The following is a 19,553-nucleotide window of genomic DNA, read 5'->3' on the forward strand; positions in this document are numbered from 1 at the left end:
TTCGGGACTTCAGTAAACCGGGAGCCCATAAATAAGCGATGCATCATGCAGCTGCTCTCAAATTCGTCACCAGCTGCAAAAGCCCTTCTTAAATTAGTCTTCACAATAATGGCCATCCTAACCGGAGGTCATTATGGAACCAGTTGCCATTCCCCAATCAATCGACGATCCGATCCACATTTTGCTGTGGAGTGCGGACGAGATCGTACCCTTCATGGTGAGCATGCTTACCGGCATGTTGATCGATCAGTTCATGCCCGGATTGGCGTTGGGCTTCATCGCGGTCAAGTTTTACCGGCGTTTCCGCGATAACCGCCCTGACGGCTACACCTTGCATGCACTGTATTGGCTGGGCTTGTTGCCCAGTCGCGCGCAAACCATCCCCAATCCCTACATCCGCCGGTTTCTGCCATGAGATGGTCGGATTTTCTTCAGACCTGGGACGGGCACGAGACCGAGAACCGACTCAGCCGGGTAATCATCATCGGCTTGCTGGTCGTTTGCGTGATCACCTCGCTGGCCGCCTTGCGTACCGAACGCAGCATCATCCTGGTGCCCCCTATCAGCCAACTAAAAGCGCTATTTCGGGATTTGGGTTTGCAAAAGACCCCGTCCGGCTATTCGCTGAGAGAACCCAAGCCCCAAGAACAGATTCGCTGCCTGCAAGACCGTGTGCAAATCAAAACCGGCCAAGTCCTGGAGGGCCAGGACCGGCTGATTATGGTGGGTCTTGCCAAGAATACCGGCAGCGACCTGCTCGAATTCGATGAACGCAGCTGTGCGACGACACAACAGGACGCACTGGCCGTTTCGGTCTGGCCGAACGTGGTATTGAAACCGCAGGAAGCCACCGAACTGTATGTCGTGGTCCGCCAATCACCCGAGGCGTCAGTCAGCTTGCGGCCTTCTTTACTGAGTGGAGGCCAACCGTAATGGCCAGCGTCGATACCTGGTGGACACGTTTAAGCCCGGCCGCCAAACGTAATCTGGCCGTCGGCGGCATCGGTACCGTGGTGTTAGCCATCATCATCGCTTTGGCCACCGTCACCCCGAAAGTCAGCAAGCCACTGAGCAAACAGGCCACCATTCAACATATTCTGACCGATAGCGATCCGCGCTCGCTGGGCATCGACGGCATTTCCGCGCAATTGCGAGATCTGCTGCAGAAGAACGACGAGCAAGCCCGCCGACTGGCGGCCATCGAAGAACAGCAGCGTCGGGAACAGCAATCCGATGAAATCCGCTTCAAACAATGGACTGCAGCGGAACGCGAAGCCTATGAAGCCAAGCTTCAAGCCGTCACCGGCGAAGTCGAGTCGTTGAAGAACAAAGCGACCACATCACCGGTGGCCGCACCTATCCCGGTCCTGGCGAAGATCATCTCTACCTGCTCTGGCGCTGGCAGGATTGCTGTGTAGGGCTGTGAGGTAGTCAGGGAATTATTCGAACCGCAGCGCCGGTTTACGCAGACGATGTCTTCGATTTTGTGCGTGACCCTGGCCTGGACACCGTTTGGTGTGTCCTGGGCCGATGCGATCCAGGCCGCAGGACGTGATGGCCAACAGCTCGGACAGCACGTCCTAGACGGTTTTACGTTTCCAATCGATACCGGTATCGGCGCCCTGACCTTGAATCCCGGAACGGCTCAGGAAAGTGCCATTTCGATTGGCGCGCTGTTTCCGGATACGAATAGCACTTCAACCACGACCAGCGATTTAGCCAATCTATACGGCAACAACCCCGGAACGATTGCCGCCGGCCTGAATGCCCAAACCACCTTGAATGGCGAAAGCAGTTTTACCGGAGAAGCCTATCGTACCTTGATCGATAATGCCCACCAGTCCCACCCGGATTTACACAACGATGCCCTATGGAATCCCGGCGATCAGGTGTTCAACGATTTCACGCCTTGGGCACAGTCGTTCTCGGACTGTACGACCGTAACCACGCAAACAGAGACAACTCAGTCAGTAAGAGTACCCGACTATCAATTGTGTTTGCGCCAACCACCCGTGCCGCAGAGTTGCACGGCGACGCATCAGGTCAGCGTCGTACCGTTGCTGAGTTTTGTCTCCGGTGACGGCGGCATGTCCAGTTGCGGGCCAGGTTGTATGGATTTGTATGTCGGCCGGGTCGGCGACAACTACTGGTCTGCCGGATGCGCGGTGTTTACCTGGCAAGTACCTTTTTGACTATACAAGCTTCCTCGGTTATCTCTTTAATGAACTACTTGTCCATTTAAGGAAGTGACTTCGTTTTCCAGATTTGAACACAAGTAATTTCAGTAGAAACTCCAGCTTACTGAACCGCGTCTTTCAAGCCTTTGCCGGCTTTGAAGGATGGCAATTTCGCGGCGGCAATCGTGATGGCTTCGCCGGTTTGCGGATTGCGACCGGTGCGTTCAGCACGTTCTTTCACTTCAAAAGTACCGAAGCCCACTAACGTCACAGAATCACCCGCTTTTAGTGCAGTTTGGATCGATTGAGTAAGACCATCTAATGCCCGGCCGGCGTCGGCTTTGGTCAGGTTGGCGTGGCTAGCGATGGCGTCGATAAGTTCAGATTTGTTCATAATTCAGAGTAAATGGTTAGTGAAGTTAATAAATTCAGTTCATTAAAGTAATACATCTTGCAGCCCGATCAAGCCACCATTTGCCGCAAACTCTGTTGCATAGCAGCTTTAAATGCGGGATCGTTGGCCAGTAGTTTATACAGCTCTAATTCATTGCGTCGATTCTTGAGTATCACGTCTTCAAATATCTTTTCGAACGCCAAGATTCGGGTATGGGCATCGGGATTGTTTTGATATTTGTCCTGGAAATCGGGATGCGCCTTAATGCCGTCGGCGATATTGATGAACTTGATACGTTGCTCTTCCGGCGTAGCACCCCAACCCTGAAACCAGCGCTCGTTAAAATTGCGGATGATTTCATCCAGCGGATCGTGTTCTTCGCCGCCACCATGCGTTCCTCGCGGATTAGGGTTCGTGGGTTCCAGTTCGGATTCGCTAGCATCCAAGCCGATGCTGTGATTGAGTTTGACGCGCTCCAGGCCGTAGGAAGACAAATCCACGGACTCCAACAACGCGTCGAATTGGCTTGAAATCGGGTCTTTGACGATCAGCTTATGGATCAAAAACTTCAAGAACCAGAACAGTTTTTCCCACGCCACAATTTCAAACGGCAAGATGGCGGCCATTTGTCCGTAAATTTTGACGAACTGTTTGGCTTTGATCTTGAAATCGGCTTTTGCCAGTTCATCCAGCCCCAATTCATGATTGAACCGATCCGCCGCCGTATCGATCAGCGGGCTCAATTGCTGGGCATCGGCATTACCAAAATACAGTTCGACAAACTGCTCAACCTCAAACCACTCATACACCGCCACCTCGTCCAGCGCATCTTTTAACTCATGCAAGACATTGACATCCGTGGCTTCCGACAAGCGCGTGGCGGTGTAAAACGGATCGAAGGCGGTTTTGATGTCGTCCACTGAATTAAAGAAATCCAGGATGAACAAGTCTTCGGTTTTCTTGCCCCACTTGGGCGCTGCTCGGTTCAAGCGTGACAAGGCTTGCACGGCCAGTACGCCTTGCAATTTTTTATCGACATACATTGCGCAAAGCTTGGGCTGATCGAATCCTGTCAAGTATTTATTAGCCACGATCAACAAGCGATATTCATCTTTATCGAAATAATCGCGGGTTTCGTTTTCGGCAAAACCGTTGATCTGCGCTTCGCTGTACTCGATGCCATCAACCTCTTTAGTACCGGAAAAAGCAATGGCAACCTTGAACGGATTGCCTTTCTCATTCAACAACTGGCTAATCGCGCGGTAATAGCGAATGGCTGCCTCGATATTCTGGGTAATCACCATGCCTTTGGCTTTGCCTTTAAGCTTTTTGCTGTTGACCACCTGCGGAATGAAATGCTCCAGCATGATTTCCGCTTTCACGGCAATAGTCTGCTGATGGCGCTCGACATAGGCGCGCAGTTTTTTCTGCGCCTTGGCGCTATCAAACAACGGATTGTCGGCGATGGATTTTTGGATTTCGTAATAGCTTTTATAGGTGGTGTAGTTGGCCAGCACGTCCAGGATAAAGCCTTCCTCGATCGCCTGTTTCATGGAATACAAATGAAACGGCTCGAAACTGCCATCCGCTTGCTTAACGCCAAACTTTTCCAAGGTGGTGTTTTTTGGCGTCGCGGTAAAGGCAAAATACGAGGCGTTACCGCGCATTTTTCGCGATTGCATCGCTTGCAGGATTTTGTCCTGCACGTCCACCACCTCTTCCTCGGCTTGCTCGCTTTTGCCCATCGCCCGGTTCATGTTGTCATGCGCGGAACCGCTTTGCGAGCTATGGGCTTCGTCGATGATCACCGCAAAACGCTTGTCGCTCAAGTCGGCAATGCCGTCGATGATGAAGGGAAACTTCTGGATGGTGGTAATGATGATTTTCTTGCCTTGTTCCAGGGCGCTTTTCAGCTCCGAAGACTTAAACGCCGGGGCGACGATGTTTTTGACTTCAGAAAAATCCTTGATGTTGTCGCGCAATTGCTTATCCAGCAAACGGCGGTCGGTGACGACAATGACCGAATCAAACAACGGCTTGTCCTGCCCCGCCGGATACACTTCGATCAATTGATACGCCGCCCAGGTGATGGAGTTGGATTTACCCGAACCCGCCGAGTGTTGAATCAAATAGGTTTGCCCGGCACCGTTTTGGCTGGCATGCGCCACCAGTTTGCGCACCACATCCAGTTGGTGATAACGGGGAAAAAACAAGTTGCGCTTGTCTAGCGGCTCTTTGCTGCTGCCGTCCAGTCGCACGAAATGCTGAATGATGTTGGCAACGCTATCCTTGCTGAACACTTCCTGCCATAGATACGCACTTTTGTGGCCGTTGGGATTGGGCGGATTGCCAGCGCCGTAGTTGTGGCCCTTGTTGAACGGCAAAAAGAAGGTGTTGGCTCCTGCCAGTTTACTGGTCATGTAGATTTCATCGGTATCTACTGCCATATGCACCAGACAACGGCCGAATTGCAGCAAAGGCTGGTTAATGTCGCGGTCTTCGCGGTATTGTTTCTGGCCGTGATAACGGGCCGTTTGGCCAGTCCAGGGATTTTTCAGCTCCAGCGTGGCAAACGGCAAGCCATTGATAAACAGCACCAGATCGATTTCTTCCAGGGTATTGCTCAAGGAATAACGCACCTGGCGGGTGCTGCTGAAAATATTGTCGGCGAAGTTTTGCTTCACCTTGTCGGAACTGCTGGCCAGCGGCGCCGGATACATCAGATGCAAGGTAGCATCGTCGACGCTTAAACCCTTTTTCAGCAAATGCAGCAGGCCGTATTTCTTGATCAGCTTGTCGAAGCGTTCCAACACTTTAAGCTGCCAATCGCCGCCATGCTTTTGCAACTTTTCCAGCTCTTCATGCTGGGTATGCTCCAGAAAGGCCCAAAAGCGTTTGCTGTCGATAGCATAACGGGCGTTGAAATCCTGCGGCAAGCCGAGTTGATAGCCGTGGTTGGGGCTAAACGGCAGATCGCCCGCTTCGGCAACCCCCTTTTGCGCTTCCAGACAGCTGCCGGTCAGCTGTTTTTCGATGGCGATTTCCAGTTCTTTCTCGGAGGTTTTGCTGACCATAGCACTCACTTGCTAAGTAGACGGGATTTTGCAGAGTCCAGACACTCCACAAAACCATTTGTGGAGTCTATTTTTAAATACACGCTCCACAAACTTATTTGTTGCCGATAGCGGCTCCACAAAATAGTCATATAATTTTGCGCCCTTCCGCCAGATTCAGTAGCGCAGGAAAACAAAGCGTTGCAGAACGGCGACCGCTACCGGGCTGTAAAACCGACAAGATGCCAGCCTCTTTTAGCTGCCTAAACAAATCAGCTGTGGTTTTTTCGTGTATCGCGTAAGTACGGCTAAGCTGTTTGGTGACATCTGAAACCCGAAAAATCGGTTTATTAAAAATGGCATCCAGCAAATACACCGAATACTGGGACCGGGTGATTTCATGCACTTGAACTTTCATCGTTTCATACAGCGCCATGATTTCCTTGACGCGGCGGCTGTTGTCCTTCGCCTGATAAGCAATCGCTTTTAAGAAAAAGGCAATCCAGCCGTTCCAGTCGCCTGCCGATGAAATTGAACTTAAGCGTTGATAATACTCGTCGCGATGGCTTTCAAGATATTCGCTTAGATAAAACATCGGTTCGGCCAACAGTCTTTTCTGATACAGAAACAGCGGTATCAAAATCCGGCCGATACGGCCATTACCGTCGTTAAATGGATGCAGCAATTCAAATTGGGCGTGTACCACGGCGGTTTGCAACAACACGTTAGTGTCATCACTATCCATATAGTTGATCAAGGCTTGTAGATAGTCTGGCAGCCGCACCGGATCGGGCGGAACAAAACTGGCTTGCTCAATGCTGCAACCGGCTATGCCAATCCAGTTTTGCGTGCGCCGAAATTCGCCGGGTTCTTTATTTTCGCCACGCACACTGGACATCAAAATTTTGTGCAGTTGCAAAATAAACCCCAAACGAATCGGATAATCCTGCAAATACTCCCGCGCCTGATATAAAGCCGAGCGGTAATTGGCAATCTCTTGAATGTCCTTATAGTTTTCACCCTCCTTGGCTAAACCTGCGTCGTATTCCAACACATCGTCCACGGTCGCCTGTGTGCCTTCAATTTTGGAGGACAACACCGCCTCGCGGGTGGTCAACGGCGACAGCATCACCGCCGGGTTGGGAATGCCCAGCAATAAGCCGTCATAGCGCGCCAGTTCGGCGCTGGCATCAGCCACCAGCGCAAATAAGTGTTGATAATCCAGCTCGGTAATCGGCAGCTGATCGGGAACATAGGGTTTCATCGCATCCCCTCAACCTGAACAGATTCAGGAACGCGGATTTTGCCGGTGACCGCGCTATTGATCAGTGTGGCTTTGTATTCCTTGAGTTTGTCGATTTGTTGTTGCTGGATGGCAATGACCTGATCGATTTTGGCGGATTGGGTTTCGATGTGATAGTAAATATTTTTTTGCTCATCAAATGGTGGGAATATAACTGGCAAGTTCTTAAGCAATTCTTGATTTAACGAAGCCCGTGTTACTAAATTCATTTCTTTGACAAAATACATCCTAAGCATAGGAGCATTAAAATAATATTTAGAAAACCCTTCAAACAGTTCTTTTGTCTTCGGCCTAATCCTATCGAGTAGCGCCGTGGTCATCTTGGCATCACCGAACACTTGCACCCATTCCGCAAAGCTGAGGTTGGTGGTGATGATCAAGGATGTCTTCTCATACAGGTGGCTGATCAAATGGAATAGCAAAGCGCCACCCGATGCCGGAAACGGCAGATAACCTAATTCATCCAGGATAACGGCATCCATGGCGGTCAGTTGCTTGGCCAGGTTACCGGCCTTACCCTGCTGTTTTTCCTTGTCCAGTTGATTGACCAGGTCGACGGCATTGTAGAAGCGCACCCGTTTGCCTTGATGAATGGCCGCTATGCCAATGGCTGTGGCCAAGTGGGTTTTGCCCGTGCCGGTTCCGCCCACCAGGATCAGGTTGTAGGCTTGTTCCATAAACTGGCCTGTCGCCAGTTGTTGGATACGAGCTTGCTGCAAGGGTGTTTCTGTCCAGTCGAGCTTTAATAAATCCCGATGAATGGGGAAGCGAGCCGCCTTGAGTTGATAGTTGAGACTGCGCGCTTGCCGATCAGCCTGTTCGGCGCTGATCAATCGATCCAGCCAGACTTCCGGCATGACCGGCTTTTGTTGGCTGCCGACTTCGGCTTGCCACTCGCCCCAGGCTGCCGCCATGCCATAAAGATGAAGATTTTTGAGTTGTAGTGCGCGATCAATGGACATGGCACGCACTCCGTAACGCATCGTAGCGACTGCAATCAGCCAGCGGTTCGACAGCCAGCGTCGGCAGTGCTGGGGTGGATTCGTCCAGGGCTTTAGGCCTGGCGTCTTCCGTTAAGCGGCGCATTTCATTGAGCACAATGGCCGCGCTAATCACGCCAGTTTGCAAGGTTAAATCGCAGGCGGTTTCCAATGCATCCAGGCCCGCATCACCGATGTCTCTCGCCATCAACAATAGATCAACAAAGGCTCTATCGCCTTTATCCTGCTTGAGAATGCGGTCTCGCACGACCTTGATCGGCACAGGCAAATCCCAGGTCACAAACGGTGCGCCGTGGCGTAATGCCCCCGGCTTTTTCTCCAATACCGGCAGATAGTGCCAGGGATCGCAAATCAGTTGGTCGCGCCCGAAACGGCGCTCATGCTCGGCGATAATTTGGCCATTTGCCACCATGCGTACCCGATCAGCTGTCAAACGCACCGAGACAGCTTGGTTGGCCCATTGTGCCGGTACGCTGTATCGGTTGCGATCAATTCGAATCAAGCACAATGAACTTACCCGTCGCATCGTTTCCACGTAACCATCGAAAACGGCTCTGACGGGCATCAGCAACACTTGCTCTTCGGCAAAACAATCGGCCGTGGTGCGAGAAGGTTGATCGGGATGTGGACGTTGAGCCAACTCCCGGCAGCGTCTGGCCAACCAGGCATTGAGTTCGGCAAAGTCGGCAAACTTCGGTGTCGGCGTAAACAACCATTCGCTGATATTGCCGACCTGGTTTTCCACCTGGCCTTTTTCCCAACCCGATTCCGGTGTACAGGCCACGGGTTCAAATAGGTAGTGGTTTGCCAAGGTCAAAAAGCGCCTGTTAAAGCGTCGCTCTTTGCCGACAAATATCGCGTCCACCACCGTTTTTAGATTGTCGTACACCATCCGTTTCGGCACGCCACCGAAGAAGGCAAAGGCTTGATTATGGGCATCCAGCACCATCTCCTGGGTTTCCCGTGGATAGGCGGCCACGAACATCTGCCGACTATAGCTCAGCCGAAAATGGGCCACTTTCACCACCTGTTCCACGCCGGCAATGACCGCCCGTTCATGGCTCCAGTCGAATTGGCAGGTCTCGCCCGCTGGAAACAGCAGCGGCACGAAAGCTTGTTTGATGGATGGACTTGCTGACCGCGAGGCTTTCCACGCCTTCACATAACGCTGCACTGCACTATAGCCACCGATATAACCTTCCACCTGTAAGCATTCGTACAAGCGCTGGGCGGTACGCTTACGCTTTTTGCCCGGCAAGGCCGCATCGGTCTCCAGCCACGTCGTCAATTGCTCGATAAAGTCGCCCAGTTTCAAATGGGGTTGATGCTGACGGGGCGGATAGACCGGCTCTTCGATCGTTTTGAGGTGTTTACGAATCGTGGGACGGGACAACTTGAACTGCTTCGCCAAGTCGCTGATGGTGACGTTTTCAACAAAATGCAGTCGCCTGATTTCGGGTATGACATCCATTTTTATCACTCCAGGTTTCTCCGGCAAAAAGCCGGTCATTGAACTACCTGGGGTGGAAACTTTTCAACGCTCTTTTCCCCAGGACCCTGGAAAGTTTTGCACGCCGTTTTGCAACCCAGGGGTTTTTTCAGGAATTGTTTTTGCCATTGGTCGCTGAATTCGGATCCGATTTTCTGAAATCGAAACTGAAAATAGTCAATATGGCGAGGCATGTCGATAACATGATGCAGTCAGCATTCCAAAATCTGGAAGGCTACTTTGACAAATTGACGACGATCGATCAGCTGGGATGCGATGAAGAGATTTATACCATGAATCAGGCCTGGCTCATCAAAGCTAGGGAAATCGCGAGAGAAAATTCAGTATTGACGGAATTGGTGCTAGGAATTTCGGACGAATCCATGCGATCAGCCGTTGGGAGTTTGTCCCTAAAAGACATCGATTTCATTGCCCGCTCCAACTGGCTATGTTTTACCCCTCGGTTTTCGAGTCAATTTATCCAAAGCATCAAGAAAGAATCTCCCCCAATGGCGGAAGCCATGCTCGGATTAAGTGGCACTATTGATTAAGGGACGCAGCTAATGCTCAAGAAATATCAACAACAAACCTTGGCAATACAACTACTCAATCTCCATGCAAAAGTCAAAATCGTACATCAAGAAACGGGAATTCCGATCAAGTTATTGAGGCAGACATATCGTCAATTACATGGTCAATCGCCCAGTCGTGGATCAATCAAGTTTTCAACTCGAGGCCTGACCGGTAATCACCGTAAGTATAAAGATGTCACCATCTTCGCAGTTTGTTTTCAGGTTGCCTCGACCAAATCGACAGAAGGCCAAATTCAGACACTAATTAGTGCCTTTAATGCTTATAAAAAATCATATCCCTCAGGACAACTCAAGTTTTCGGATACTTGGGTGGTAGCCCAGGACATCAAGGATAAAAAAATTCACCTTTCAAAGTGTCCCCAATGCCGATCTTGGGTTTTATTAAACGCCCGTGAAGATCTCTCTGAACGCTGCAGCGTCTGCAGAATACATTTATGAGAAATTTAACCAACAATATTTGAATCCTGAGTAAGAAAAAATGGCAGCTAATCCGGTCATTGCTTAAATAAAACATGACCGGATTAAACCAGTGACCTATTCATTAATAGACAACAACAAGTACATGAGTAACGCCCACAAACGTCAGTCGGTATTGAGACCCATCATGATTGATCTTGAGGCAGTTTCGGAAGTCACAGGTCTTTCTGAATCAACTATCCAATCATTAATACGTGCCGATGAGTTTCCTAAGCCCCGAAAAGCATCTGCACGCCGTACATGCTGGTTGCTACGAGAAATTGAAGAATGGGCTGAATCGCGTCCGGTTTCCGATTTATTACCTCCCCCAAATACTGCAACTGGCGGGCGTAACGGCAAGCCTAAAGCTCGAAACGCTTTGCTAGTAACTCAAGATGCTCCGATAGATTGAGGAGCCATAGGCTTTTTTCATCGTCATATTGATGGCGATTATAAGTTCCAACCACGCCGGGTAACATATGACCGAGAATCGTTTCACCTACTGCATCCGGACATCCTAATTTAGCAAGCAAAGTACGTGATGTCCGTCGTAAGTCATGCGGCGCCCAATGAGACACCGTCAATCTACGCCTCACCTGTTCAGGCCGTATCTTACAATATGGTTGTCTATAAAATACCTGTTCAGTGACGTATTTTTGTTCGATGTGTCCCACCTTATGACGGGATGGAAATAGAAAACCGTCGCCATATAATTTTTTCCGCCGTAATACTACTGTCAAACCTCTACCGAATAATGGCACTCTTTGATCTGTTGCAGTTTCATGCCGCGCATTTTTCGTTCTCACTTTCGGTATCGTCCACCAAACTCGCCCCCCCTCTTCGCCAATTTCAGTTCCTGACATACCGACAATCTCTGAGCCGCGAGTTCCAGTCCAAAGATATAGCATTAAAACATCAGTTATGATCGGTGCAAAATTTGGAAGCCAAGCAATCAACTCACCGACTTCGTCTTCAGTAAGTACACGCTTGATCACACCAATGTTCTTACCTTCTATGGTTTTTCCTTTTGATCTAACTTTTCCTCGTAAAATTAAGCGCCACCAATTTACCGCGGCTTCAGGCAGTCTGCCGGCATCCATTGCATAATCCCACGCAGCGCCTAGCTCACATCGTAATTTTCCAGCCTGCACAGGCGATATTGCAGCGTACTTTTGAATCAAATCAAAAGCCATTGCTCGGGTAATTGCAGTGGATGGCAAATCCGCCATATCCCCCAGCATCGTGTTAAACATCCTTGTAATTTCAACTGAGCCTTTTGGGGCTCTATGACGGCAAACATGTCCGGCTAAATATTCATCGCACAGCACGCGTACTGAATAAGAGTTTTCAGAATTTGCCGCCTCTTGTTTTAACGTTAAGGCTTTTGCCTCTAATTTCGCTTGCTTGGCTTCTAATACTGGATCCCTGCCAGAATCACGCTGGTTTTTCAAAGCCTCCCAGGCGACAATAGCCGATGGAAATGACATTGACGGCCAATGACCAATCGATACCTGCCGAAGGCGTCCATCAACACTGCTTCTATATCGATAAAACCAGGTTCTCACCTTTGCCATAGCAGACAAACGCAGTCCAGGGTAATCATCAAAAGCCATATGCTGTCCAGGTAGCAAAGCTTTAGCGGTGCGGGCGTCGAATTGCATTTTAGTATAGGTTTTTTGAAGCGAATGATGGCGCGAGTATAACCTGAAAAAACCTATACTAAAACCTATACTAAAAGGTAAAGTGCAGGTAAGTTTCGATAAGTGTCGATAATGTTATACTCAACAAAAAATATACAAATATTCCTTATGCATCATCTGCTTACAAATGAATAACCAGAAAACACAAGGCACCAAGCAAGACGAGAAAATGCAACACACGCCGATGATTCAACAATATATGCGCATCAAATCCGGCCAGCCTGACACGCTGCTGTTTTACAGAATGGGAGACTTCTACGAGCTGTTTTTCGATGATGCAAAAAAGGCCGCCCAGTTATTAGACATTACGCTGACCGCTCGCGGCCAGTCCGGGGGCCAACCCATCCCTATGGCCGGCATTCCTTATCATGCGGCGGAAAACTACATCGCCCGCCTGCTGAAACAAGGCGAATCGATTGCCATATGCGAGCAAATCGGCGACCCGGCCAAATCCAAAGGCCCAGTGGAACGCAAGGTGGTGCGCATCGTCACACCAGGCACTGTCACCGACGAAGCCTTATTGGAGGATCGCAGGGACAATCTGCTGGTGGCTTTAGCCGTATTCGACAAGTTGTTCGGACTGGCCTGTCTGGACCTAGGCAGCGGGAAATTTACACTACAGCAAGTAGACAACGAAACCCAGCTACTCAGCGAGATTGAGCGCTTGAACCCGGCTGAATTGTTGTATAGCGAAGATATTAAACTGCCGCCAGCCGTCAAGGAACGCCGGGGCTTATGCAAACGACCGCCCTGGCATTTTGACTTGGATAGTTGTCGGCTATTGATTTTAAAGCAGTTCAACAGCCACGATTTAAAAGGCTACGGCTGCGAGCATTTACCGGCGGCGATTTGCGCAGCGGGTTGTTTATTGCAATACATCCGCGACACCCAGCAAAGCGCCCTGCCCCATATTCAAGGTATTCGCGTCGAGAACAGCGACGACAGCATCAGCCTGGACGCCGCCAGCCGCCGCAATCTGGAGCTGGACAGCCATCCCAGCGGCCAAATGCAATACACCTTATTAGGGGTGTTGGACAAAACCGCCACCGCGATGGGCAGCCGGTGCCTGCGACGCTGGATACACCGGCCGCTACGCGATCACGCTGTTGTCAATGGCCGTTATGCTTGCATAGCCAGTCTATTGCTGAATCATTTACATGAAGATCTACAAGGCAGCCTGCGCCAAGTGGGCGATATAGAACGGATTAGTTCACGTATCGCGCTGAAATCTGCGCGACCGCGCGATTTGCTGGTATTACGACAGACCTTGGCGGTTTTGCCGCAACTGCAAAGCCAACTGGCAGATAGCGATAATCCACACCTGGAAAGCCTACGCGGCCAACTGCGCGAACAGCCGGAATTACTAGCACTGCTGCAACGCGCCATCATCGACAACCCACCGGTACTGATTCGCGACGGCGGCGTCATCGCCCCCGGCTATCATCCCGAGCTGGACGAGTTACGTAATCTCAGTCAAAACGCCGACCAGTTCCTGATCGACATGGAGCAGCGCGAGCGAGCCGCTACCGGCATCGCCACGCTGAAAGTCAATTACAACCGGGTGCACGGTTATTACATCGAGATTTCCAACGCCCAGGCCGACAAAGTGCCGGTACATTACACCCGCAAACAAACACTGAAAGGTGCGGAACGCTACATCACGCCGGAGCTTAAATCTTTTGAAGATAAGGTGTTAAGCGCCCGCGAAAAATCGCTGTCCTTCGAGAAGGCCTTGTACGATCAATTGCTGGATACGCTAGGCGATGCATTACTCGATCTGCAGCAGTGCGCCAATGCCTTAGCCGAACTGGATGTGTTGGTAAATTTTGCCGAACGCGCCGAAACCTTAAACTTGTCGCAACCGGCCTTGGATCAACAGCCGGGCATCGACATCGTTGCCGGCCGGCATCTGGTGGTGGAAGCCCTGTCCAGCATTCCCTTCGTCGCCAACGATCTTAATTTCTCTACAGAGCGGCGGATGCTGGTCATCACCGGCCCTAACATGGGCGGTAAATCGACTTATATGCGCCAGGCGGCATTGATTGTTTTGATGGCCCACATCGGCTGTTATGTGCCGGCGCAAGCACTGCGTTGCGGGCCGATAGACAAGATATTCACCCGCATCGGCGCGTCGGATGATTTGGCCAGCGGCCGCTCGACTTTTATGGTGGAAATGTCGGAAACCGCCAATATTCTGCATAACGCCACGAGCAACAGCTTGATATTGATGGATGAAATCGGCCGCGGCACCAGCACCTTCGACGGTTTGTCGTTGGCATGGGCCTGCGCGGATTATCTGGCCCGCCATACCCAGGCGTTCACGCTGTTTGCTACCCATTATTTTGAATTGACCACGCTCGCCGAAGAGCAAGGCAACATCCATAACATCCATTTGGACGCCATGGAACACGGCGACAAGATCGTATTTTTACATACCGTGAAAGAGGGTCCGGCCAGTCAAAGTTATGGTTTACAAGTGGCGGCGCTGGCCGGTGTACCGCAAAGCGTAATTGCCAACGCCAAAAACAAGCTGGCGCAATTGGAAAATACCGCCTATATCGAATTGCAAAATCATAGCGAAATCAACCAGTTTGATTTATTCACCAGCCAGGAATGCCACCCAGCGGTGGTACTTTTAGAAGAACTCGATCCAGACCATTTAAGTCCTCGGCAAGCATTGGACGCCTTGTATCGATTGAAAGCGCTGCTAAAAGCTAACAAGCGTTGATAGCGTCAGGTTGGCGGGTTCAAGACAATTTCCGCCCTGCGGTCATGCCGTTAACAGCGGAAACCCTTGTTTTACATTAACTGTTTGCGCTTGCAACTAGTATACTTTTCCGAGTATTTCCACTTTGCACAGTAAATTCCATGGCGACTTGCCACTTCGAAAAATCATTGATCGTCTTGCTGCTGATACTGTTTACGGTCGGCTTAAGCTATACGGATGCACTGTGGCGCTTTGATCGGTGGATTTATGATGCTCAACTAAAGCTGCTGGCTACACCGGCTTCAAAAGATATTGTCATTATCGAAGTCGATCAAAAAAGTCTGCAAAAACTGGGGCGCTGGCCTTGGTCAAGAGATATTCACGCTCGCCTACTGGAGACGCTGGCGCCGGCAAAACCCAAGGCAATTGGGCTGGATTTTATTTTTTCCGAAGCGGATCGGCAACATCCTGAGTTGGACGCGCACTTAAGCCGTGCTCTAGCCAATTATGGACAGGTCGTACTGCCGGTGATTATCGAACAAAACGGTAACAAGATGGTGGAAACGCTGCCCTTGCCGGACTATGCCAAACATGCAGTCCTGGGACACGCCAATGTCGATTTGGACAAAGACGGCATCAGTAGAAGCATTTTATTGCAATTGTCCTTGGGCGACTCGCAGTGGTCGGCGATGCCGCTGGCTATTTATGCGTTGAGCCATCCGGAAATACTTGCTAATTTACCGGGCTTACGAATCGAAACATCGCCAGAAAGCATGCATGGCGACTATCGGGTGTGGTTGCCGTTCTTTGCGCCGGGCAGTGATTTCGTTAGGGTTTCTTATTTGGACGTATTGTCGGGTAAGGTGTCCGGACAATTATTCACCGACAAATACGTATTGGTTGGGCTCACCGCCAGCGGCATAGAACGTGACCTGCCGGCTCCTCTGGCTATCGGTAGTCGGCCCATGAGCGGTGTGGATTTCGTCGCAGCCGGCTTGGATGGCCTGTTAAAACAAACCCTTTGGCAACCGCTACCGGGCCATTGGCAGTTTCTGTTAAGCCTGGCCATAGCCGGTATTGCCATCAAGATCAGCACCTGTTTTTCACTGCGCTGGCTGGCGCTGGCGGTTTCTACGCTGTCCATGGCAATTTTACTGTTTTGCTTAGTCTTACTACATACCAGCCACTATTGGTTTGCACCGTCCGTGGCATTACTGGTGTTAATAATCAGCTATCCACTACGCAGCTGGCGGCATTTTGAGAAACTGATCCAGTCCTTATTCGCCGAACGAAAACGCGCCTATATCACCTTAAACGCTATCGTCGATGGGGTAATCACCACCGATAACAAAGGCTCCATCGAATACATGAATGCCGCCGCTCTGGACATCATCGGCAGCAAACGCCCCAAGACCTCCAGCCAAAATATCGACGACATTTTTAGTTTGGAAATAGACGGCAAACCTCACCGCATCGCTGAATTGATACAACAAAGCGTCATCAATCAGGGACCGTTAAAAATCAGCAATTCTCGCCTATCCATTTCCGACCACTACGCGATGAACGCCAATCTGACCATCGCCCCTTTGATAGGCAGTCGGGGCGCACTGATGGGCACGGTGTTGACGATCAACGATATTGGTGAGCGGATGCTCATGGCGAAAATGCTGCTGAAAAAAGCCGAAGAACAAACCGTAATGCGGGAATTAATTAACCGGACCGAACAAGTCAGCTTAGCCAAAAGCCAATTTCTGTCGCAGATGAGCCACGAATTGCGCACGCCGCTGAATGCCATTATCGGTTTTGCGCAGCTGATGCAAATGGACGATCCGGAACATCCTTTGGCCGAAACTCACCTGGACTCGGTGAATGAAATACTCAAGGCCGGTCTGCACTTGCTCGGGCTGATTAACGAGCTTTTGGATTTGGCTAAAATTGAGTCCGGCAAAATCAGCGTGAATATCGGCAGCATCAATTTGGCCGAGCTGATCAAGGATTGCCAAACCCTGATCACACCCTTGGTGCAAAATAAAGGCTTGGCGCTGATTGTCGATAATCCCTTACCCGAGAACATTGAGCTGCAAGCAGACCCGAAACGCGCCAAACAAATTTTATTGAATTTTCTGTCCAACGCCGTGAAATATAATCGCCCTAACGGTTCCATCAACTTGAGCAGTAGTTGGGTAGACGACAATCGGGTGAGAATTTCTATTACCGATACCGGCAAAGGTCTGGCGGAGCAACAACAGCAATTATTATTCCAATCGTTTCAGCGCCTGGGTGCGGATAATACCGAAATAGAAGGCACCGGTATCGGATTGGCGATTACCAAACAACTGGCGGAATTGATGAACGGTACCGTCGGGGTAAGCAGCACACCGGGTGTGGGCAGCACATTCTGGGTAGAATTGCTGATCCGTTAAGCCGCTCAGGCTTTTATCTAGTACAGGTAACCCATCTATAAGCGCTAGTTTCCGATAGTGAGCGCGCGCCCGAAAGCCAGACCACGAATCGAATCCCACATAGTCGCCCCTGAAAAGCCACAAATTCACGGCTAAAGCATTGAAACACAATAAATAATTGAAGAAAAAGACGGGCAATAATTGCAAGAAATTAGTAAAATAGATATTAATTTCTTGCAAATTTTTATCGAAAATGAAGCCAAAATCCCAAGAAAGTAGCGGCCAAATCGATCTATTCAACACACCACTGGCCGACCTGTTGAATCCGAAGCATGAGCTTTACCAACTGGCAAATTTGATCGATTGGAAAGTACTGGATGATGCGTTCGGTGAATTTTTTACCGAGAACCAAGGCGCTCCGGCGTTGCCAACGCGTCTTATTGCCGGGCTTCATTACCTCAAACATGCGTTTGCACGCTCGGACGAAGCGGTCGTGGCACAGTGGCTTGAAAATCCCTATTGGCAATATTTTTGTGGCGAAGAGTATTTCCAACACCAGATACCTTGCCACCCCACGTCACTGACCTATTGGCGAAAACGGATCGGAGAAGAAGGTTGCGAGTGGATGTTATCGGTGACGATCCAGGCTGGCGTAGCCAGCAAGACCGTGAAGAAACAGGATTTTGAATCGGTGACGGTTGATAGCACGGTGCAAGAGAAAGCCATCACGTATCCGACCGATGGAAAATTGTATGAACGCTGTCGCCAGCACATGGTACGTCTGGCTGAGCAGCATGAGATTACACTACGGCAGAACTACAACCGCAAAGCCCCCTATTTGCTGATGATGGCGAACCGGTACAGTCATGCCAAGCAAATGAAGCGCAAACGCAAAATGCTCAAACAGCTCAAAACTTTGGTGGGTCGGGTTTACCGAGATATCGAGCGCCAATTGACGGATCAATCCGATGCAGTCAAATTGGCTTTTAAAGAGACGCTAGAGAAAACCCAACGGATTTTGAACCAACAACCCCAGGATAAAAACAAGCTGTACAGTTTCCACGCCACGGAAGTCGAATGCATTTCCAAAGGCAAAGTCCACAAGAAGTATGAATTCGGCGTCAAAGTGGGCATCACCGTCACCAACAAAAGTAATTTTGTGCTCGGCGCCCGCAGCTTTTCCGGTAATCCCTACGATGGACACACCCTGGAATCGTGTCTGGAACAGGCGGAGATTCTAAGCGGTACACGCGCAAAAGAAGCTTTTGTGGATTTAGGATACCGTGGTGTCGAGGTCCCGAACGTGACCATTTACAAAGCCCGGCAAAAGAGAGGAATAAACACCCGGCGACTCAAACGCGCCCTCAAACGCCGCAATGCCATCGAACCCGTCATCGGGCACCTCAAAAACGACGGATTGCTGGGCCGCAATTACCTGAAAGGCGAACTGGGCGATGCCATGCATGCCATCTTATGCGGTGCTGGCCACAATATCCGTATGATCCTCAGGCAGTTGAGGATTTTTTTGCCTCATTTTTGGAGACCGCCATGTCGGATTTTGGCGCGGCCATTGAGCGCGCCGTTTTTATTGTCGGCCTGAATGCTGGTGTTCGGAAAATATCGGCTTTTTCAGGGACGACCACATAGCCGCTGGGCTCCCGCCTTCGCCGGTGAGACGACATATAAAAGCGCCGTACGAATAGCCCTAAAACAAATAAGCTCTTGAATCTGACAACAATTAAATGCTGTCTATACTTACACGCTGAATTTCAATACCGCACACGCGGCTATTGATGTCCCAAAACACCGTTTGTAGAGGCCATTATGAAACGTCTTTTCGCCTGTTGTAGCCTGGGGTTAGCCCTTTGCATACCGAATGCGGTATCTGCCGATGAAACAGTCATCGGCTACATCAAAACCATCAACGATCAAACGACTATTGACGAGAGTAACGGCCCGATCAAAGCCAGCCTTGGTTCGCCGATTCATGTCGGCAACGTCATCAAGACCGACCAAAACGGCGCCGCCGGGGTAACGCTGAAAGACAATACCATTTTGTCGATCGGCCCGAATACCGAGTTCAAAATAGAAGCGTATCAATTCGAACCGCAACAGGACAAATTGCAATTAAACGCCAGCTTATTAAAAGGCACCCTGCACTATATTTCCGGCGTCATCGCCAAACTCAAGCCGGAAGCGGTAACGGTAAAGACTCCTACCGGCGTAATTGCGGTGAGAGGCACGCGTTTTTTAGTCAAAGTTGAAGAATAAGCCGAGT

17 protein-coding genes are annotated in these 19,553 nt (G+C 50.3%); 11 read left to right on the plus strand and 6 right to left on the minus strand.

Annotated features, from left to right (window positions below; translation table 11 throughout):
• Positions 1 to 133: 133 nt before the first annotated feature.
• Genes traL through EBB_RS21475 form a run of 4 tightly spaced genes read left to right on the plus strand, consistent with a single transcriptional unit; the run spans position 134 to position 2,192 of the window.
• Positions 134 to 415, plus strand: coding sequence for a type IV conjugative transfer system protein TraL (traL, locus tag EBB_RS21455; protein WP_192395738.1), 282 nt, complete (start codon positions 134 to 136; stop codon positions 413 to 415).
• Entirely contained in the window at positions 412 to 933 is a 522-nt protein-coding gene (locus tag EBB_RS21465) for a TraK domain-containing protein (protein WP_225587670.1), read from the plus strand. Before traL ends, EBB_RS21465 begins: the two co-directional genes overlap by 4 nt.
• Positions 933 to 1,418 carry a hypothetical protein gene (locus EBB_RS21470; RefSeq protein ID WP_225587672.1) on the plus strand — a complete coding sequence of 162 codons (486 nt, stop codon included), beginning with the start codon at positions 933 to 935 and terminating at the stop codon, positions 1,416 to 1,418. The genes EBB_RS21465 and EBB_RS21470 overlap by 1 nt, the downstream gene beginning before the upstream one ends.
• A 54-nt stretch (positions 1,419 to 1,472) precedes the next feature.
• Positions 1,473 to 2,192 carry a hypothetical protein gene (locus tag EBB_RS21475; RefSeq protein ID WP_225587674.1) on the plus strand — a complete coding sequence of 240 codons (720 nt, stop codon included), beginning with the start codon at positions 1,473 to 1,475 and terminating at the stop codon, positions 2,190 to 2,192.
• A 106-nt stretch (positions 2,193 to 2,298) separates the two neighbouring features.
• Here the strand turns inward: EBB_RS21475 and hbs are convergent, their stop codons facing one another.
• The 5 genes from hbs to istA form a co-directional block, all read right to left on the minus strand.
• Positions 2,299 to 2,571 (minus strand): non-specific DNA-binding protein Hbs, encoded by a 273-nt coding sequence (gene hbs / locus EBB_RS21480; protein ID WP_192395739.1) that lies wholly within the window; start codon positions 2,569 to 2,571, stop codon positions 2,299 to 2,301.
• A gap of 68 nt (positions 2,572 to 2,639) precedes the next feature.
• Entirely contained in the window at positions 2,640 to 5,645 is a 3,006-nt protein-coding gene (locus EBB_RS21485) for a type I restriction endonuclease subunit R (protein ID WP_192395740.1), read from the minus strand.
• Positions 5,646 to 5,772: 127 nt separating this feature from the next.
• Entirely contained in the window at positions 5,773 to 6,888 is a 1,116-nt protein-coding gene (locus EBB_RS21490) for a Fic family protein (RefSeq protein ID WP_192395741.1), read from the minus strand.
• Positions 6,885 to 7,889 (minus strand): IS21-like element helper ATPase IstB, encoded by a 1,005-nt coding sequence (gene istB / locus EBB_RS21495; RefSeq protein ID WP_225587676.1) that lies wholly within the window; start codon positions 7,887 to 7,889, stop codon positions 6,885 to 6,887. The genes EBB_RS21490 and istB overlap by 4 nt, the downstream gene beginning before the upstream one ends.
• Entirely contained in the window at positions 7,879 to 9,399 is a 1,521-nt protein-coding gene (istA, locus tag EBB_RS21500) for an IS21 family transposase (RefSeq protein WP_192395742.1), read from the minus strand. The genes istB and istA overlap by 11 nt, the downstream gene beginning before the upstream one ends.
• A 38-nt stretch (positions 9,400 to 9,437) precedes the next feature.
• On the opposite strand from istA, the gene EBB_RS21505 reads away from it, so the two are divergent.
• From EBB_RS21505 to EBB_RS21515, 3 genes are all read left to right on the plus strand, one after another.
• Entirely contained in the window at positions 9,438 to 9,968 is a 531-nt protein-coding gene (locus EBB_RS21505) for a flagellar transcriptional regulator FlhD (RefSeq protein WP_225587677.1), read from the plus strand.
• A 12-nt stretch (positions 9,969 to 9,980) separates the two neighbouring features.
• A complete protein-coding gene (locus EBB_RS21510; RefSeq protein ID WP_192395743.1) occupies positions 9,981 to 10,448 on the plus strand; it encodes a FlhC family transcriptional regulator in 468 nt (155 codons plus the stop codon).
• A gap of 91 nt (positions 10,449 to 10,539) precedes the next feature.
• Positions 10,540 to 10,878, plus strand: coding sequence for a helix-turn-helix transcriptional regulator (locus EBB_RS21515; protein WP_223146903.1), 339 nt, complete (start codon positions 10,540 to 10,542; stop codon positions 10,876 to 10,878).
• On the opposite strand, the gene EBB_RS21520 is transcribed toward EBB_RS21515, so the two are convergent.
• Positions 10,829 to 12,127, minus strand: a complete 1,299-nt coding sequence (locus tag EBB_RS21520; RefSeq protein WP_192395744.1) for a tyrosine-type recombinase/integrase — start codon at positions 12,125 to 12,127, stop codon at positions 10,829 to 10,831. The two genes, EBB_RS21515 and EBB_RS21520, sit on opposite strands and share 50 nt — an antisense overlap.
• A gap of 166 nt (positions 12,128 to 12,293) precedes the next feature.
• Between EBB_RS21520 and mutS the strand changes: the two genes are divergently transcribed.
• The 4 genes from mutS to EBB_RS21540 all read left to right on the plus strand — a co-directional run bounded on the left by mutS (position 12,294) and on the right by EBB_RS21540 (position 19,546).
• On the plus strand, positions 12,294 to 14,894 hold the full coding sequence (mutS, locus tag EBB_RS21525; protein WP_225587681.1) for a DNA mismatch repair protein MutS: 2,601 nt from the start codon (positions 12,294 to 12,296) through the stop codon (positions 14,892 to 14,894).
• A gap of 140 nt (positions 14,895 to 15,034) precedes the next feature.
• A complete protein-coding gene (locus tag EBB_RS21530; RefSeq protein WP_192395745.1) occupies positions 15,035 to 17,296 on the plus strand; it encodes a CHASE2 domain-containing protein in 2,262 nt (753 codons plus the stop codon).
• Between the two features lie 232 nt (positions 17,297 to 17,528).
• Positions 17,529 to 18,875, plus strand: a complete 1,347-nt coding sequence (locus tag EBB_RS21535) for an IS5 family transposase (protein WP_225587194.1) — start codon at positions 17,529 to 17,531, stop codon at positions 18,873 to 18,875.
• Positions 18,876 to 19,099: 224 nt separating this feature from the next.
• The gene (locus tag EBB_RS21540) at positions 19,100 to 19,546 is read left to right on the plus strand and encodes a FecR family protein (RefSeq protein ID WP_225587683.1); all 447 of its coding nucleotides are present in this window, start codon (positions 19,100 to 19,102) and stop codon (positions 19,544 to 19,546) included.
• Positions 19,547 to 19,553 lie beyond the last annotated feature (7 nt).

Origin of the sequence: Methylomonas fluvii (assembly GCF_014850975.1) — a bacterium.
In the GTDB taxonomy this organism is placed as follows: Bacteria; Pseudomonadota; Gammaproteobacteria; order Methylococcales; family Methylomonadaceae; genus Methylomonas; species Methylomonas fluvii.

Coding starts and splice junctions, on each gene's coding strand:
- traL (WP_192395738.1), top strand. CDS start 134: ATGGAACCAGTTGCCATTCCCCAATCAATCGACGATCCGATCCACATT.
- EBB_RS21465 (WP_225587670.1), top strand. CDS start 412: ATGAGATGGTCGGATTTTCTTCAGACCTGGGACGGGCACGAGACCGAG.
- EBB_RS21470 (WP_225587672.1), top strand. CDS start 933: ATGGCCAGCGTCGATACCTGGTGGACACGTTTAAGCCCGGCCGCCAAA.
- EBB_RS21475 (WP_225587674.1), top strand. CDS start 1,473: ATGTCTTCGATTTTGTGCGTGACCCTGGCCTGGACACCGTTTGGTGTG.
- hbs (WP_192395739.1), bottom strand. CDS start 2,571: ATGAACAAATCTGAACTTATCGACGCCATCGCTAGCCACGCCAACCTG.
- EBB_RS21485 (WP_192395740.1), bottom strand. CDS start 5,645: ATGGTCAGCAAAACCTCCGAGAAAGAACTGGAAATCGCCATCGAAAAA.
- EBB_RS21490 (WP_192395741.1), bottom strand. CDS start 6,888: ATGAAACCCTATGTTCCCGATCAGCTGCCGATTACCGAGCTGGATTAT.
- istB (WP_225587676.1), bottom strand. CDS start 7,889: ATGTCCATTGATCGCGCACTACAACTCAAAAATCTTCATCTTTATGGC.
- istA (WP_192395742.1), bottom strand. CDS start 9,399: ATGGATGTCATACCCGAAATCAGGCGACTGCATTTTGTTGAAAACGTC.
- EBB_RS21510 (WP_192395743.1), top strand. CDS start 9,981: ATGCTCAAGAAATATCAACAACAAACCTTGGCAATACAACTACTCAAT.
- EBB_RS21520 (WP_192395744.1), bottom strand. CDS start 12,127: ATGCAATTCGACGCCCGCACCGCTAAAGCTTTGCTACCTGGACAGCAT.
- mutS (WP_225587681.1), top strand. CDS start 12,294: ATGAATAACCAGAAAACACAAGGCACCAAGCAAGACGAGAAAATGCAA.
- EBB_RS21530 (WP_192395745.1), top strand. CDS start 15,035: ATGGCGACTTGCCACTTCGAAAAATCATTGATCGTCTTGCTGCTGATA.
- EBB_RS21535 (WP_225587194.1), top strand. CDS start 17,529: ATGAAGCCAAAATCCCAAGAAAGTAGCGGCCAAATCGATCTATTCAAC.
- EBB_RS21540 (WP_225587683.1), top strand. CDS start 19,100: ATGAAACGTCTTTTCGCCTGTTGTAGCCTGGGGTTAGCCCTTTGCATA.